Below are 14,912 nucleotides of genomic sequence, written 5' to 3' on the forward strand. Positions count from 1 at the left end.
AAATGAGGGGGCGACCGCGCGGTCGCCTCCCCTTCATCCCTACCCAGAAGACGTCAGCCCCGTGAGCAGGTGACCCCGTTGAGCGAGAAACTCGTCGGCGACGAGTACGCCCCACTCAACGTCCCCTGATACCCGAAGTTCGCGGTACCCCCGGGCGCGATGGACCCGTTGAAGCCGACGTTCCGCGCGCTCACCGTGGACCCGCTCTGCGTGACGGTCGCGTTCCAGGCGTTGGTGACCTGCTGCCCCGCCGGCAGGTTGTAGGTCAGGTTCCACCCGTTGATGGTGCTGGAGCCGGTGTTGGTGATCGTCACATCGGCGGTGAAGCCGTTGTTCCACGCGTTTGGCGTGTACTTCACCGCGCACCCGCTACCCGTCGGCGGAGTGGTGGTCGGCGGCGGCGTGGTGGGCGGGGTGGTGGAGCCACCGCCGTTGACGCTGGCGGCGAAGGAGGTCACCCCGAGCCCGGCACCGCCCTGCCACGGCTCGAAGCCTGCCTGGATGCTCGTCAGGTACCAGCTGCTGGTGATCGCGCCGCGGTTCTTCACGTCGTTGATGAAGTCGAGGACGCTGAAGTTCATGCTCGTGATCGGCGACGGCGCGACGTACGAGATGACGTTGTTGGAGCCGTTGCTGCCCCGCCAGACCTCCCAGGTTCGGCCGACCAGTGTGGTCGTCTCGACCGGCGAGCCGATCGGCTGGATCGAGCCCTGGCGGTTGAGCCAGATCATGATTTCCATCTGGTTCACCCCGTCCTTCTTCGGCGTGGGGTCGAGCCAGATGTCGTACGAGGCGTTGTAGCTGGCCCCGCTGACGTACTTGTAGGTGATGCTGCTGGTGGCGCTGCTGATCTGGCTGACCTGGATCGGCAGGTTGGTGCCGGGGGAGCAGTTGGTGTAGTGGCAGCCGAAGAAGACCGACGGGTACGCGGTGGGGGCGCCGTTGGTGGGGTTGCTGCCGTTCTGGGTGGTGATCTCGAAGCCGGTGCTGGTGACGTTGATGCACTGCTGGGCGGTGGTGCCCCAGCGGTTGTTCTGCACGACGTACCGGTTCTGGATCACGGTCGAGCCGAACTGCTCGCAGATCTGGGTGTCGGCTGAGGCCGTGCCGCCGAGCGCGACGGCGACCAGCGATCCGGCGGCCAGCAGGCCGGCGGCGGCGATGGCGCGGAGTGGACGTTTCATCATGCTCCTCGGGATGCCGGCGTGGGGGCGCCGGACCGGACGGGGAGGGGCGCGGGAGCGCTCCCACATTCATTCGACACATTTACATATCTGCAACACGAGTGCAAACGGACCCTCCCCGAACCCGCCCCCGGACGGCGGAGGGGGATGCGGTGGAACCTCCACGCCGCTTCCGCATCGCGCCCTGGCAAAGCGGGCGAAGCCGCAGCTCAGCCGGGGGTTGGAAGGCGTCGGCGTGCCGGGGGATGGCGGGTCGGCCGGGCGGTGACGTGAATCCCTTACACGAATGGGAGCGTGGGTCCGAGGAGCGGGACCGCCAGGGCCGATCAGGCCTACCGTGTGTCGATCGCGCGGAGTAGTGTCTTGCCTCCAACGCGTGCCGATCCCCCCTCCGGAGGCGTACACCACCATGGGTGGCTCCCCCCTGCGCATCCTCGTCGTCGGCGCGGGCATCGCCGGTCTGGCCGTCGCCCGGGCGCTGCGGATGGCGGGTTTCCGGCCGGACGTCACCGAGAAGCTGCCCCCGAACGAGCTGGTCGACACCGGTCTCTATCTCCCCGGCAACGCCGACCGCGCGCTGCGCCGGCTCGACCTGGACGGCCCGGTCCGCCGGCTCGGCCAGGTGATCCACCGCCAGCGCTTCCTGGACGCGGCGGGCGAGCCGCTCTGTGAGGTGGATCTCGACGCGCTCTGGTCCGGCGTCGGCGAGTGCCGGGCGCTGCTCCGGCGCGACCTCTACCAGGTGCTGCTCAGCGGCGCCGGCGGCGCGGTGCGGCACGGCGCCGAGGTCAGCGCCGTCGAGCTGCTGCCGGCCGGCGTCGGGGTCACCTTCACCGACGGCACCGGCGGCGAGTACGACCTGGTGATAGGCGCCGACGGGCCCCGTTCGGCGGTGCGTTCCCTGGCCGCGCTCGGCGGGCCGCCCCGCCCTGCCGGTCAGGTGGTCTACCGGGGCGTGGTGCGCGACGGTCCGGAGGTCACCGACTGGACGGCCCTGCTCGGGCAGCGGGCCGGCTTCCTGGTGGTGCCGATCGGCGCGGGCCGGCTGTACTGCTACGCCGACGAGGCCGGCACGGTCGCCCCGGCCGATCCGGGCGCGCGGCTGCGCGAGCTCTTCGGGGAGTACGGCGGGCCGGTGCCCGCGGTGCTGGACGCGCTGCGCGACGTCCAGGTGGGGCTCACCGACGAGGTCGAGCTGGGCCGCTGGCACCGCGGGCGGGTGCTGCTCGTCGGCGACGCCGCCCACGCCACCGCGCCGACCCTGAGCCAGGGCGCGGCGATGGCGCTGGAGGACGCGGTGGTGCTCGCCGAGTCGCTGACCGCGGCCGGCAGCGTCGAGGCGGCGCTGGTGGCGTACGAGAGTCGCCGCCGCCCGCGTACCCGATGGGTGCGGGACCGGACCCGCGACCGCAACCGGACCCGGGACGTGCCGCCGGCGCTGCGCGACCCGCTGCTGCGCGGGCGCGGCGGTCGAATCTTCCGCGAGCACTACCGGCTGCTGGTCGACCCGCTGTAGAACGGCCCTCCATCCTGCCGCACCACCCCGAGCGGCGCACCCACCTGCCGGGGACTATCCTCCTTGCGGATGACGGCTCGCAGATGACATGCGCGTGCCGAGCGGGACAACCGAGAACCGGAGGCCATTCGTGACCACCGTCGCACCCAAGCCGGTCGTGACCCGGCCATGGCCGGTCCGAGAGCCGGTCAAGGGGTCGGCCATCGCGCGGCTGCTGCGCACCACGGACGCGAAGCAGATCGGGATCATGTACATGGTCACCGCGTTCGTGTTCTTCATGATCGGCGGCCTGATGGCCCTGATCATGCGTGCCGAGCTGGCGCGGCCGGGCCTGCAGTTCCTGTCGCCCGAGCAGTACAACCAGCTGTTCACGATGCACGGCACGATCATGCTGCTGTTCTTCGCGACGCCGATCGTGTTCGCCTTCGCGAACTACGTCGTGCCGCTGCAGATCGGCGCCCCTGACGTCTCCTTCCCCCGGCTCAACGCCTTCGCCTACTGGCTCTACCTCTTCGGTGGCACCATGGCGACGGCCGGCTTCATCAGCCCGGGTGGCGCCGCCGACTTCGGCTGGACCGCCTACACCCCGCTGAGCACCGTCGAGCACTCGCCGGGCGTCGGCGCCAACATGTGGGTCGTCGGCCTGGCCATCTCCGGTCTGGGCACGATCCTCGGCGCGGTCAACCTGATCACCACGATCCTGACCCTGCGGGCCCCGGGCATGACCATGTTCCGGATGCCGATCTTCACCTGGAACATGCTGGTCACCAGCCTGCTGGCGATCCTGGTCTTCCCGCTGCTGGCCGCCGCGCTCTTCGCGCTCGCCGCCGACCGGCTGATGGGCGCCCACGTGTACGACCCGGCCACCGGCGGGCCGATGCTCTGGCAGCACCTGTTCTGGTTCTTCGGCCACCCAGAGGTGTACATCATCGCGCTGCCGTTCTTCGGCATCATCAGCGAGGTCATCCCGGTCTTCTCCCGTAAGCCGATCTTCGGCTACAAGGGTCTGGTCGCCGCGACCATCGCCATCGCCGCGCTGTCGATGAGCGTCTGGGCGCACCACATGTTCGGCACCGGCCAGGTCCTGCTGCCGTTCTTCAGCTTCCTGAGCTACCTGATCGCCGTGCCCACCGGTATGAAGTTCTTCAACTGGATCGGCACCATGTGGCGGGGCCAGATCACCTTCGAGACGCCGATGCTCTTCTCGATCGGCTTCCTGGTGACCTTCCTCTTCGGTGGTCTCACCGGTGTGCTGCTGGCCAGCCCGCCGCTCGACTTCCACCTGCATGACTCGTACTTCGTGGTGGCGCACTTCCACTACGTGCTCTTCGGCACGATCGTGTTCGCCGTCTTCGCCGGCATCTACTTCTGGTTCCCGAAGATGTTCGGCCGGATGCTCGACGAGCGGCTCGGCAAGATTCACTTCTGGCTGACGATGATCGGCTTCCACACCACGTTCCTGGTGCAGCACTGGCTGGGCAACGAGGGCATGCCGCGTCGGTACGCCGACTACCTGCCCAGCGACGGCTTCACCACGCTGAACACGATCTCCACGATCGGCGCGTTCATCACCGGTATCTCGACCCTGCCGTTCATCTGGAACTGCTGGAAGTCGTACAAGACCGGCCCGGTGGTCGAGGTCGAGGACCCGTGGGGCCACGGCAACTCGCTGGAGTGGGCGACCACCTCCCCGCCGCCCCTGCGCAACTTCGACCGGATGCCGCGGATCCGCTCCGAGCGGCCGGCCTTCGACTACAAGTTCCCGGAGCTGGCCGCCGGCCACAGCCTGGCCGGTCCGCCGGAGGGCGGCTCCAAGCCGCTCACCAGCGAGTCCGACGGTGGTGCCAGCTATCGCGAGGACACCGCGAGCAACGTCGACCGCTGACGCGCCGCACGCGACACGACGACGGGCGCCGCACCCCACCAGGGGTACGGCGCTCGTCGCCGTTTCGGGCGGACCGGGGTCGGTCGTGGCGTCTTCCGGTCTGGGCGGCGCTCGGTTGCCTCTCCGGGTCGTGCCGGCGTCGGTCGTGGCGTTTCGGTCTGGGCGGCGCCCGTCGCCGTTCCGGCTCCGACCGGCTCGGCCGTGGCGTTCCGATCTGGCGGCGCTCGGTTGCCGGTCCGGCCTGAGTGGCGCTCGGTTTGGCCGGTCCGGTCTGGGCGGCGGCGTCCGCCTCGGTTCCGGGTCCGGCTCTCCTGGCGCGCCGGCCGCCGCGTCGCGAACCGTTCGTCCGGCTCGACCCCGGCGCGCTGGCGACGGCGACATCGGTGGATCGCGGACCGTCACGCCCGCCGGGAAGCGGATGCGCTCGTGAGCGATATACCTGAGAGGCATAAATATGCCTCTCAGGTATATCGCTCATCGGCTATGTGTCCGACCGCCGCGACACGCCGACCCGGGGCCACCGCGACACGCTCGACCCCCGACCCCCGACCCCCGACCGCCCGACCCGCCCGACCGCCGGGCTGCGGGGCTGCCGGGCTGCGGGGCCACCCGATCGCCGGGCTGCCCGCCCCCCCCAACCGCCGGACTGCCAGGCTGCCCGACCGCCCGACCGCCCGACCGCCCGACCGCCCGGCCGCGCTGGGCCGCCGGGCCGCCAGGCTGCCCGACCGCCGGGTCGCCGGACCGCCGAGCCGCCGGACCGCCGGGCTGCCAGGGCGCCGAGCCGCCGAGCCGCGGAGCCGGGCACGAGAGCGTGCACCAGACCGCCCGGCGGACGGCGGGGTCAGGTGGTGGCGGGGGCCAGGTCGGCGGCGTCGGACATGGCGGCGGTCTCCCGTCGGTGGCGCAGCTCGACGGGGAGCACGGCCAGCGTCACCGCCAGCCCGATCGCGCCGGTGAGCGCGAAGCCCCACAGCGGCAGCGAGGCGTCGATCACCGCGCCGGCGAGCGGCGCGCCGAGCGCGATGCCGACGGTGACGGCGGAGCCGTGCAGCCCCATCGCCTCGCCGCGTACGCCCGCCGGGGCGAGCCGGCTGACCGCGTCGGAGGTCGCCGCGATGGTCGGGGCGCAGAGCGCGCCGGCCGGGATGAGGGCCAGGCAGAGCAGCCACCAGTGGCCGCCGCCGAGCCCGACCGGGATGGTGCAGAGGCTCAGCGCGGCGGTGAGCGCCAGCGGCGAGAACGAGCGGCGGACCGCCCCGTACGCGAAGCCACCGACCAGCGAGGCGACCGCCCACATGGTGAGCACGGCGCCGGTCCAGCCGACCTCGCCGCTGGCCCGCAGCACGGCGACCACCGCGACGTCGGTGCCGCCGAGCACCAGGGTCGCCGCGCCGCTGACCGCGAGCACGGCCAGCATCCGGGGGGTGAGCCACTCCCGGCGGGAGGTGCGGGGCTGCGGACCGGCCGGCTCGTCCGCGCTGCGGGTGGGCGGGTTGAGCAGCCAGAACGCGACGCCCGAGGCGACCACGCCGGCACCGACCGCCCAGAGGGTGGTGCGCGCCGAGACGGTGGTGGCCAGCGCGACGGCGAGCGCGGGCCCGACCATGAACGACAGCTCGACGGACATCGAGTCCAGCGCGTACGCGGGGCGTCGCCGGTCCTCGGGGGCGAGCGCGGCGATGGACTGCCGGATCACCGAGAAGATCGGCAGGGCGAGCAGGCCGGCGAGGAACGCGGCCGGCAGCAGCACGGGCAGCGAGAGCGTCGGCGCGCTCGCCCAGAACACCGCCTCGGCGACGGTGGTGAGGGCGACCACCGGGCGCAGGCCGCGCCGGTCGACCAGGCGGCCGAGCAGCGGCGAGCCGAGCGCCGCCCCGACGGTCATCGCGGCCCCGACCAGGCCGGCGGCGCCGTAGCCGCGGCCGAGGTCGAGCACCACGAAGAAGGTGAGCGTCACCCCGGTCGCGGTGAGCGGGATGCGGGCCAGCACGGACACCAGCAGCAACGACCGGAGCCCGGGCAGGGCGAGCGCTTGCCGGTAAGGCGTCAAGTTCATGATGGTCCGTACCTCCGGCGGCCATCCTTGACCGGAGGTACGACATCGGCAAGCGATTACCGGCTCAAGCGTCCCTGATCACAGGCTCGCCCCGCAGGGTGACGCCGGCGCCGTCCATCGCCCGCAGCGCCACGTCGAGGGTGGTCCGCGCGACGGCGGCGGTGAGGTCGAGCAGCACGGTGGTGGCGAAGCCCTCCTCGGCGGCGTCCAGCGCGGTGGCCCGGATGCAGTGGTCGGTGGCGATCCCGACCAGGTCGACCCGGTCCACGTCGTGCCGCCGCAGCCAGTCGGCCAGGCACTCGCCGTCGTCGGCGTGCCCCTCGAAGCCGGAGTACGCCGCGGCGTGCTCGCCCTTGTGGAAGATCATCTCGACCCGGTCGGTCTCCAGGTCCGGGTGGAACTCGGAACCGGCGGTGCCGACGACGCAGTGCCGGGGCCACGAGTCGACGTAGTCCGGCGGATCGCCGAAGTGCGCGCCCGGGTCGACGTGGTAGTCCTTGGTGGCGACCACGTGGTCCCAGCGGTCCGGCTCGGCGGCGAGCAGCCGGGAGACGCCGGCCGCGACCCCCGCGCCACCGGCGACGGCGAGGGAGCCGCCCTCGCAGAAGTCGTTCTGCACGTCCACGATGATCAAGGCGTTGGCCATCGGAGTGACTCCTTCGTCAGCTTGCCGGGACGACGGTGACCGGCACCGCCGGGTCACCGCCGGAGAGCTTGAGCCCTTCCCACGGGATGGAGATCAGGCACTGCCGCAGGTGCTCTCGCGACTCGTCGAGCGAGGGCAGCGCGACCGGCTCCCCGTCGACGATGAAGGAGCGCTGGAGTAGCCGGTCGTTGGGCTGCCGGTCCGGCACGCCCTGCGGCACGATGATCTCCTCGGTGGCGGTGCCGGTGGGCTTGTGCCGGCGTACTGCGACCTTCCGGCCGCCGATGGTGGCCTTGTGCTCGGAGCGCTTGACCACCGGCCGCCCCTCCACCTCGACCAGCTTGTAGACCAGCCCGACGGTGGGCGCGCCGGAGCCGGTGACCACGGCGGTGCCGGCGCCGTACATGTCCACCGGCTCGGCGGCGAGGGCGGCGATGGCGTACTCGTCGAGATCGCCCGAGACGATGATCTTCGTTTCGGTGGCGCCGAGCGAGTCGAGCAGTTCCCGGGACTGCTGGGCGATCACCGCCAGGTCGCCCGAGTCGATCCGGATCGCCCGCAGCTCCGGCCCGGCCACCTCGATCGCGTTGCGGATGCCCTGGCTGATGTCGTACGTGTCGACCAGCAGCGTGGTGTCCTTGCCCAGCGTGGCGACCTGCGAGGCGAACGCCGTCTTCTCGTCGTCGTGCAGCAGGGTGAACGCGTGCGCGGCGGTACCGGCGGTGGGGATGCCGTAGCGCCGGCCGGCGGCGAGGTTGGAGGTGAACCGGAACCCGGCCAGGTACGCCGCCCGCGCCGCGGCCACCGCCGCCTCCTCGTGGGCTCGCCGGGAGCCCATCTCGATCAGGGTGCGACCACGGGCCGCGGTGACCATCCGGGCCGCGGCGGCGGCCACCGCGCTGTCGTGGTTGAGCACCGACAGCACCAGCGTCTCCAGCACCACGCACTCGGCGAAGCCGCCGGAGACGGTGAGGATCGGTGAGCCCGGGAAGAAGAGCTCGCCCTCGGCGTACCCGTCGACGTCGCCGGTGAAGCGGTAGCCGGCCAGCCACTCGGCGGCCCGGTCGTCCACCACCCCGGTGCGGCGCAGGAAGTCCACCTCGTCGGCGTCGAAGCGGAAGTCGCGGATCAGGTCGACCAGCCGGCCCGTCCCGGCGACCACCCCGTAGCGGCGCCCGGCGGGCAGCCGCCGGCTGAACACCTCGAAGGCGCAGCGGCGTTCGGCGGTGCCGTCCCGGAGGGCGGCACTGACCATGGTCAGCTCGTAGTGGTCGGTCAGCAGCGCGGGGCGAAGGGAGCTCACCGCCCCAGCCTAGAGTTCACGCCGATTCCGTGCCGTCGTGGCCCGTGAGCGACCGCAGCGCCGCCGGCAGCTCCGCCCGCCCGGTGATGCCCAGCTTGCTGTAGACCCGCTGGAGGTGGTTCTCCACCGTGCGGGTGGAGAGGAACAGTCGCTCGGCGATGGCCCGGCTGGTCACGCCGGCGGCGGCCAGCGTGGCGATCTGGCGTTCCCGGTCGGACAGTGACGGTCGCAGCGCCTCCAGCGCCGGTGTGCGGATCTGGTCGCAGCCGCCGAGCAGGCCCGCGAGCCGCTGATGGGCGGCGCCGGCCGAGGCGGCGCGTTCCCGGCGCAGCTCGCGCAGCGCGGTGGCGGTCGCCTCGGCGGCCCAGACCGGCAGGTCGAGCGCGGCGAAGCCGTCGGCCACCGCCAGCAGCTCGGCGCCGTCACCGGCGACGGTGGCCCGGGCGTACCGGGCCAGCAGCGGCGGCAGCACCCCGTCGACCTGCTCGGAGAGCTCACCCAGCCGCTGCGCCACGGTACGCCGGCTGCCGTCGGTGCAGGTCGGGCCGACCGGGGCCGCCGCCTGCCCGAGCCGGACCAGGTCGTGCAGGACCAGCACCTCGTGCCCGGCGAAGCCGTCGGCGCGGAGCCGGTCGGCCAGGTCGCCCAGGTGCTTGGTGGCTCCCGGCAGGTCACCCCCGGCCGCCAGCACCGCCCCGCGGGCCTGCTCCAGCCAGGGGTAGAGCACCACCATGCCGGGCGCGTGCGTCCGGTCGGCCTCGGCCATCGCCTCGGCGGCGTGCTCGGCCTCGCCGCGCAGCGCCGCCGCCTGGGCCCGTTCGGCCTGCGCCAGCCCGGCGTAGACCCGGCTGGTGGCCAGCACCGCGCAGGCGCCGAGGCTGACCTTGAGCGCCTCGCCGCTGCGGCCGCGCAGCCGGGCCGCGTACGCCCGGAGGATCGCCAGGTAGCCGGTGCCGAGCCGGAAGTCGCCGGCCCCGGCCAGGTCGGCGAACTCGTCGGCGACGATCGCGTCGATGCCGGCGAGGTCGCCGGCGAGGGCCAGCCGGGTGCCCCGGGCCAGTTCCATCGCGAGTTGGAGGTAGGGCATGTCGCTGCGCCAGTGCGGCGCCTCCGCCGCCACCCGGGCGATCGCGGTCGCGCTGCACCGGAACCGCCCCCGCGCCGCGTCCAGGTGGGCGATGGTGCAGCGGGCCAGCTCCCGCGCTGCCACGCTGGCGGCCGGGCGGTCCAGCACCGACCGGGCGAGCCGGAGCGCGTCCTCCGCGTCCAGGCGGTGCAGCCGCATGATCGCCTCGAAGGCGCGGACCCGCGCCTGGTCGCCCGGGTCGGTCAGGGCCGCACCCGCCTGGGCGATCTCCTCCACGGTGGACTCCCGGCTGAGCCCCCAGTAGCTGACCATGCCGCGGACGGTCAGCCAGCGGCTGCGCCGCTGGTCGCCGTCGATCTCGCCGGCCACCGCGTCGAGCACCCGGATCGCCTCGTCGGGCCGGTCGCCGAACATCAGGATGGTGGCGAGCAGCTCCGCGGCGTCGAAGCCGCCGCCGGCGTCGAGCGCCGCGCGGGCCAGCCGGGTCGCCAGGGGTACGTCGTACCGGGCGAACGCCTGGGCGGCCGCGCCGAGCAGCAGCGTGGCGTCCTGGGCGGTGCCGGAGTCCAGCCGCCACACCGCGACCCGGAGCAGGTCGCCCCGGCGCCGCGCGCCGACCAGCTCCAGCAGCTCCGCCAGGCGGGCCTGCAGCCGCCGGGTACGGGTGACCGGACAGCGGCGGCGCATCATCTCGCCGTAGAGGGGGTGGGCCAGCCGGACGTCGAGCCGCCGGTCGTCGCGGACCATGGTGATCAGGCCACGCTCCTCGGCCAGCTCCACGTCGGCCTGCTCGGCGGCCTGGTAGAGCAGGTGCAGGCCGAGCGGTTCACCGAAGGCGACCAGCTCCACCACGGCGCGCACCCCCGGCTCCAGCCGCCCGATCCGGGTGTCGATCAGGTCGGTGAGGCTGGGGGCCAGCTCCAGTCGGCCGGTCCAGCGCCAGACGCCGTACCGGCGGTCCAGCTCACCGCCGGCGGCGGCCAGCACCAGCTCGCGCAGCAGCAGCGGGTTGCCGGCGGAGAGCCGGAACAGCCGGTCCGCCGAGCCGGCGTCGACCGGACCGTCCAGGATGGCCGCGAGCAGGTCGGCCGTCTCGGCCGGACCGAGCGGGGCGAGCTCGAAGTGCTCGACCAGGTCGTCGGTCCACAGCGCCCGGATCGGCAGCGGCACCTGCTCGCCGTTGCGCAGGGTCCCCAGGATGGTGGTGTTCTCCTGGCGGGCGAGCAGGTGCACCAGCGCGGCCGACGGCGGGTCGAGCAGGTGGGCGTCGTCGATGGCGAGCACGATCCGCCGCCCGGCGGCCTGCTCCTGCAACACCTCGACGCCCCAGCGCAGCACGCCGGCGGGGGAGAGCCCCTGTGGCTGCTCAGCGGGGAGCACCTGGGCCAGCCCGCCGAACGGCAGCGCCGCGGTGGCGGTGCTGGCCGCCACGTACCAGATCGCGTAGCGGTCGGCGGGCAGCACGCTGACCCCCTCGCGCAGCAGCCGGCTCTTGCCGATGCCGGCGTGACCGCTGAGGATGAGCCCGCGCCCCTCGGCTCCGTCCACGGCCGAATGCAGACGGTCAAGTTCATCCGTTCGGCCGACGAAGCCCCACCGACTCATCGGTGCAGCATATCGACGGAAATCCGTCCGCGCGCACACCGTCACGCTGCGAAGTTGAGTAATGTCGTGGTTACCGGTGAGTATCCGCGGTTTTCGGTGCTGGAGGGTGTCGGAACGTACCCTTCCGGAATCCGGGTGCCACCGCACCGGATGTCCATGCGGGCTGCTCACCGCCGCCCGCCCGCCACGGGAGCCGCCGATGAAGCCCGGTCCACTCCCCGGGGTCGACGTGCCCGGCGGTCCCGGCGGGGCGGCCGAGCTGCCCCGCTGCGGTCCGCTCCCCGCCCGCCTGGGGGTCACCGAGCCCGGCGCCGACGAGCCGCTCGCGGTGGTCGCCGCCGGTCCGGCCGCCGCGGCCCGCCGCGAGGTGCTCGCCGCCCTGCTCGGCGTCGCCTCCGGCATGCTCGACGTGCCGGCGGGCAGTTGCCTACTGGTCCGGCACGCCCGGGTCGCCACTCGCGCGGCGTACGTGCCGGGCTACCGGCTGCCCCACGCCTACGGCGCCGACCAGGCGGCCGCCGGCCCGGCGCTGGCCCGTCCGCCGCGCCGGGTCGAGCTGAGCCTGCCCGAGCCGCTGCTGCGCCACTTCGCGGTGCTCGACACGCCGGACACCGACGCCCTCGGGGTCGCCGGCGGCCGGGTGCTCCTCGACGCGGTGGGCCGCGGCGGCGCGCTGCTCTACGTCATCGGCGCCGACCAGGCCTTCACCGGCGCGGAGCTGCACCTGCTGGCCGAGGTGGCCCGAGCCCCGGTCGAGGTCTTCTTCGTGGTCACCCCCGGCGCGGGCGGCTGGGCGCCGGCCGAGGCGGCGGGCGGGACGGACGACACGGAGGCGCCCGTCCCGTCGCCCGGCGACGCGGCGTCCGAGGCACCGGCCCTGCTGGACCCGGCGGAGGTCAGCGTCGAGGCGCACCGGGCGGCCCTGCTCGCCGCCGTGCCCGCCCTCGCCGGCGCCCGCTGGTTTCCGGTGCACCGGGCCGAGCATCCCGGCCTGCGCCGGGCCCTGGTCGGCTGGGCCGCCGACGAGGGGCTGCGCCGCGCCAGTCTCCAACCGCCCGTGCTGCCCGGCGCCCACGGCCGGGTGGCCGTCGTGCCCGACGCCGACGCGGGGGACTGGTCGGAGCGGCTGGAGCGGCAGACGCGCACCTGCGCCCGCAGCATCCGCCAGCACCTCGCGCTGGAACTGGCCAACATCCACCTGCGCGCGGTCCACGAGATCGTCTTCGGGGTGGGCTGCGCGGGCCTGCCGCAACTGCTCGACCGGGAGATGGAGGCGCTGTCCCTGCTCGCCACCGTCCAGTGCGACCAGGCCGTGCGCGCGGTCATCGACGACGCCGCCGCGCGGGTCCTCGGCGCGCCGCTGGCCGAGGGGGTCCGGCAGCGGATCGCCGCGGCCGTGCGGTGGGGCCTGGCCGACCAGCCGCAGGGCCGGGACCTGGATCGGGTGCTCCTGGTCACCAGCACCGCCGGGGTGGGTGACCTGGTCGGCACCGGCGCGATCGACGCGCTGGCCGGCCATCCCGGTGCGGCCCGTTCCGAGGTGCTGCCGCCGGTGGCGGTGGCGCTCTCCGGCGGGTGCTGGCAGCACTGGCGCACCCCGGGCAACAACGACCCGATGGCCGCCCGGTCCTGGGCCCAGCGCGCCCTGCGCGAGGTGGAGCTGGAGCTGTCCCGCGAGGTGTCCCGGCGCTTCGAGGCGGTCCGTCTCTCCCTCGGCGCGGTGCTCTCCGATGCCCTCGACCACGGCATCCTGCTCGCCTGAGCGCGGCGTCGTCGCGTCGCCGCCCCGCCCGGTCCGCGCTGCCCGGGAGGGTGATCCGGGCCGCCCCGGCGTTCCGGTTCATCGGTTCGCCGAATCCGGTGGCACGATGGGGGGCATGGCGGCTCCACAGGTTGCACCGGTCGAGACGCCGGACACCGACGAGGTGCCGGTCTCGGACCGGCCGTGGGTGACGATCGTCTGGGACGACCCGGTCAACCTCATGACGTACGTAACCTGGGTCTTCCAGAAGCTGTTCGGGTACAGCCGGGAGAAGGCCGAGAAGTTGATGCTGGACGTGCACCACAAGGGCCGGGCCGTGGTGTCCAGCGGCGCCCGGGAGCGGATGGAGCACGACGCGTCGCAGCTGCACGCGTACGGGCTGTGGGCGACGGTGGACCGCTCGTGAGCATGTTCCGCCGCCAGGGCGGCCGCTACGTCGCCACCTTCGCCGTCGACGAGGTGCGGGTGCTGCGCAAGGTCGCCTCCGAGGTGGTCGGGCTGCTCACCGACGGGTTCGACCACACCGACCCGGTGGTCGGGCGACTCTTCCCCGACGCGTACCCGGACGACCCGGCGAGCACGGCGGAGTTCCGCCGGTACACCGAGGGCGACCTCAAGACCGCCAAGATCGACCAGGCCGGCGCGATCCTGGCCGCGCTGCCGGACGAGGCGGGCGGCGAGGTGCGGCTGGACGCCGAGGCGGCCGAGGCGTGGCTGCGGGCGCTCAACGACGCCCGGCTGGCGATGGGCGTCCGGCTGGAGATCAAGGACGGCACCGACCTGGGCGAGGAGCTCGACGACGCGGTCGCCGAGGACCCGACCTCCTCGCGGGTGTTCCAACTGTCGGTCTACGCCTACCTGGGATATCTCCAGGAGTCCCTGCTCAACGCCCTGATCGACTGAGTGTGACGGTCACCGCCTCGCAGTCGGCGGCCGGTGGGCGCTAGGCTGGGCGGCGTGCTGAGCATCGACCGGTCGATCGTCGAGGCGATCGTGGCGCACGCGCGCCGGGACCACCCGGACGAGGCGTGCGGCGTGGTCGCCGGTCCCGCCGGCAGCGACACCGCCACCCGGCACATCCCGATGGACAACGCCGCGCGCTCGATGACGTTCTACGAGTTCGACTCGATGGAGCAGCTGCGGGTGTGGCGGGAGATGGACGACCGCGACGAGGAACCGGTCGTCATCTACCACTCGCACACCGCGACGGAGGCGTACCCGTCCCGGACGGACATCTCCTTCGCCGGCGAGCCCGGGGCCCACTACCTGCTGGTCTCCACCCGTGAGCCGGACAGCGAGGAGATCCGCTCCTTCCGGATCGTCGACGGCGTGGTGACCGAGGAGCCGGTGCGGATCGTGGACGCGGCGGTGGACCCGCACGCCGTCCAGTCCTACATGTTCGGGCAGAGCCCGGCGACGGTCGACTACGAGTGTTCCGGCCGCTGACCTTCAGCGCCGTTCACTTCTCGTCCGTCACCGAGGCACACCCGATCAAGGAGCACGACACCATGGCCATCGAGGTTCGCATCCCCACCATCCTGCGCAGCTACACCGGCGGCGCGAAGGTCGTCGAGGGCGCCGGGGACACCCTGGGCGACCTGCTCACCGACCTGGACTCCCGGCACGCCGGCCTGCGGGGCCGGCTGGTCACCGACACCGGCACGCTGCACCGCTTCGTCAACGTGTACGTCAACGACGAGGACGTCCGCTTCCTCGGCGCGCTGGACGCCAAGCTCACCGACGGCGACAGCGTGACCATCCTGCCGGCCGTCGCCGGTGGCGCGTTCGGCTTCGCGGCGGCAGCCGCGATCAGCCAGCACCGCGCCGCCGCGGCCGCCATCGCGTCGCCCGTCGCTCGCTGACCG

At 73.4% G+C, this 14,912-nt stretch carries 12 protein-coding genes; 7 read left to right on the plus strand and 5 right to left on the minus strand.

Annotated elements, in window-relative coordinates:
• Nucleotides 1-53 precede the first annotated feature (53 nt).
• Nucleotides 54-1,184 carry a GH12 family glycosyl hydrolase domain-containing protein gene (locus ACTWM8_RS06275; protein ID WP_446212982.1) on the minus strand — a complete coding sequence of 377 codons (1,131 nt, stop codon included), beginning with the start codon at nt 1,182-1,184 and terminating at the stop codon, nt 54-56.
• A 409-nt stretch (nt 1,185-1,593) separates the two neighbouring features.
• On the opposite strand from ACTWM8_RS06275, the gene ACTWM8_RS06280 reads away from it, so the two are divergent.
• Nucleotides 1,594-2,700 (plus strand): FAD-dependent monooxygenase, encoded by a 1,107-nt coding sequence (locus ACTWM8_RS06280; RefSeq protein WP_446214480.1) that lies wholly within the window; start codon nt 1,594-1,596, stop codon nt 2,698-2,700.
• A 130-nt stretch (nt 2,701-2,830) separates the two neighbouring features.
• Nucleotides 2,831-4,585, plus strand: a complete 1,755-nt coding sequence (ctaD, locus tag ACTWM8_RS06285; RefSeq protein ID WP_446212983.1) for an aa3-type cytochrome oxidase subunit I — start codon at nt 2,831-2,833, stop codon at nt 4,583-4,585.
• 844 nt (nt 4,586-5,429) lie between these two features.
• On the opposite strand, the gene ACTWM8_RS06290 is transcribed toward ctaD, so the two are convergent.
• The 4 genes from ACTWM8_RS06290 to ACTWM8_RS06305 all read right to left on the minus strand — a co-directional run bounded on the left by ACTWM8_RS06290 (nt 5,430) and on the right by ACTWM8_RS06305 (nt 11,228).
• Nucleotides 5,430-6,644: an MFS transporter gene (locus tag ACTWM8_RS06290; protein ID WP_446212984.1), complete on the minus strand. Its 1,215-nt coding sequence runs from the start codon at nt 6,642-6,644 to the stop codon at nt 5,430-5,432.
• A 64-nt stretch (nt 6,645-6,708) separates the two neighbouring features.
• Nucleotides 6,709-7,290 carry an isochorismatase family protein gene (locus tag ACTWM8_RS06295; RefSeq protein WP_446212985.1) on the minus strand — a complete coding sequence of 194 codons (582 nt, stop codon included), beginning with the start codon at nt 7,288-7,290 and terminating at the stop codon, nt 6,709-6,711.
• Nucleotides 7,291-7,306: 16 nt separating this feature from the next.
• Nucleotides 7,307-8,593: a nicotinate phosphoribosyltransferase gene (locus ACTWM8_RS06300; RefSeq protein ID WP_446212986.1), complete on the minus strand. Its 1,287-nt coding sequence runs from the start codon at nt 8,591-8,593 to the stop codon at nt 7,307-7,309.
• Nucleotides 8,594-8,609: 16 nt separating this feature from the next.
• Nucleotides 8,610-11,228 (minus strand): LuxR C-terminal-related transcriptional regulator, encoded by a 2,619-nt coding sequence (locus tag ACTWM8_RS06305; protein WP_446212987.1) that lies wholly within the window; start codon nt 11,226-11,228, stop codon nt 8,610-8,612.
• Between the two features lie 256 nt (nt 11,229-11,484).
• Between ACTWM8_RS06305 and ACTWM8_RS06310 the strand changes: the two genes are divergently transcribed.
• The 5 genes from ACTWM8_RS06310 to ACTWM8_RS06330 all read left to right on the plus strand — a co-directional run bounded on the left by ACTWM8_RS06310 (nt 11,485) and on the right by ACTWM8_RS06330 (nt 14,909).
• Nucleotides 11,485-13,047 carry a hypothetical protein gene (locus ACTWM8_RS06310; RefSeq protein WP_446212988.1) on the plus strand — a complete coding sequence of 521 codons (1,563 nt, stop codon included), beginning with the start codon at nt 11,485-11,487 and terminating at the stop codon, nt 13,045-13,047.
• 115 nt (nt 13,048-13,162) lie between these two features.
• Nucleotides 13,163-13,453, plus strand: a complete 291-nt coding sequence (gene clpS, locus ACTWM8_RS06315; protein ID WP_088963684.1) for an ATP-dependent Clp protease adapter ClpS — start codon at nt 13,163-13,165, stop codon at nt 13,451-13,453.
• Between the two features lie 2 nt (nt 13,454-13,455).
• On the plus strand, nt 13,456-13,950 hold the full coding sequence (locus ACTWM8_RS06320; protein WP_446214481.1) for a DUF2017 domain-containing protein: 495 nt from the start codon (nt 13,456-13,458) through the stop codon (nt 13,948-13,950).
• Between the two features lie 54 nt (nt 13,951-14,004).
• Nucleotides 14,005-14,493, plus strand: coding sequence for a Mov34/MPN/PAD-1 family protein (locus tag ACTWM8_RS06325; protein ID WP_446212989.1), 489 nt, complete (start codon nt 14,005-14,007; stop codon nt 14,491-14,493).
• A gap of 62 nt (nt 14,494-14,555) precedes the next feature.
• Nucleotides 14,556-14,909, plus strand: coding sequence for a MoaD/ThiS family protein (locus tag ACTWM8_RS06330; RefSeq protein WP_446212990.1), 354 nt, complete (start codon nt 14,556-14,558; stop codon nt 14,907-14,909).
• Nucleotides 14,910-14,912: the final 3 nt, after the last annotated feature.

The organism is Micromonospora sp. IBSANI012, from assembly GCF_052814045.1.

Coding starts and splice junctions, on each gene's coding strand:
- clpS (WP_088963684.1), top strand. CDS start 13,163: ATGGCGGCTCCACAGGTTGCACCGGTCGAGACGCCGGACACCGACGAG.
- ACTWM8_RS06280 (WP_446214480.1), top strand. CDS start 1,594: ATGGGTGGCTCCCCCCTGCGCATCCTCGTCGTCGGCGCGGGCATCGCC.
- ACTWM8_RS06310 (WP_446212988.1), top strand. CDS start 11,485: ATGAAGCCCGGTCCACTCCCCGGGGTCGACGTGCCCGGCGGTCCCGGC.
- ACTWM8_RS06290 (WP_446212984.1), bottom strand. CDS start 6,644: ATGAACTTGACGCCTTACCGGCAAGCGCTCGCCCTGCCCGGGCTCCGG.
- ACTWM8_RS06295 (WP_446212985.1), bottom strand. CDS start 7,290: ATGGCCAACGCCTTGATCATCGTGGACGTGCAGAACGACTTCTGCGAG.
- ACTWM8_RS06330 (WP_446212990.1), top strand. CDS start 14,556: ATGGCCATCGAGGTTCGCATCCCCACCATCCTGCGCAGCTACACCGGC.
- ACTWM8_RS06275 (WP_446212982.1), bottom strand. CDS start 1,184: ATGAAACGTCCACTCCGCGCCATCGCCGCCGCCGGCCTGCTGGCCGCC.
- ACTWM8_RS06320 (WP_446214481.1), top strand. CDS start 13,456: ATGTTCCGCCGCCAGGGCGGCCGCTACGTCGCCACCTTCGCCGTCGAC.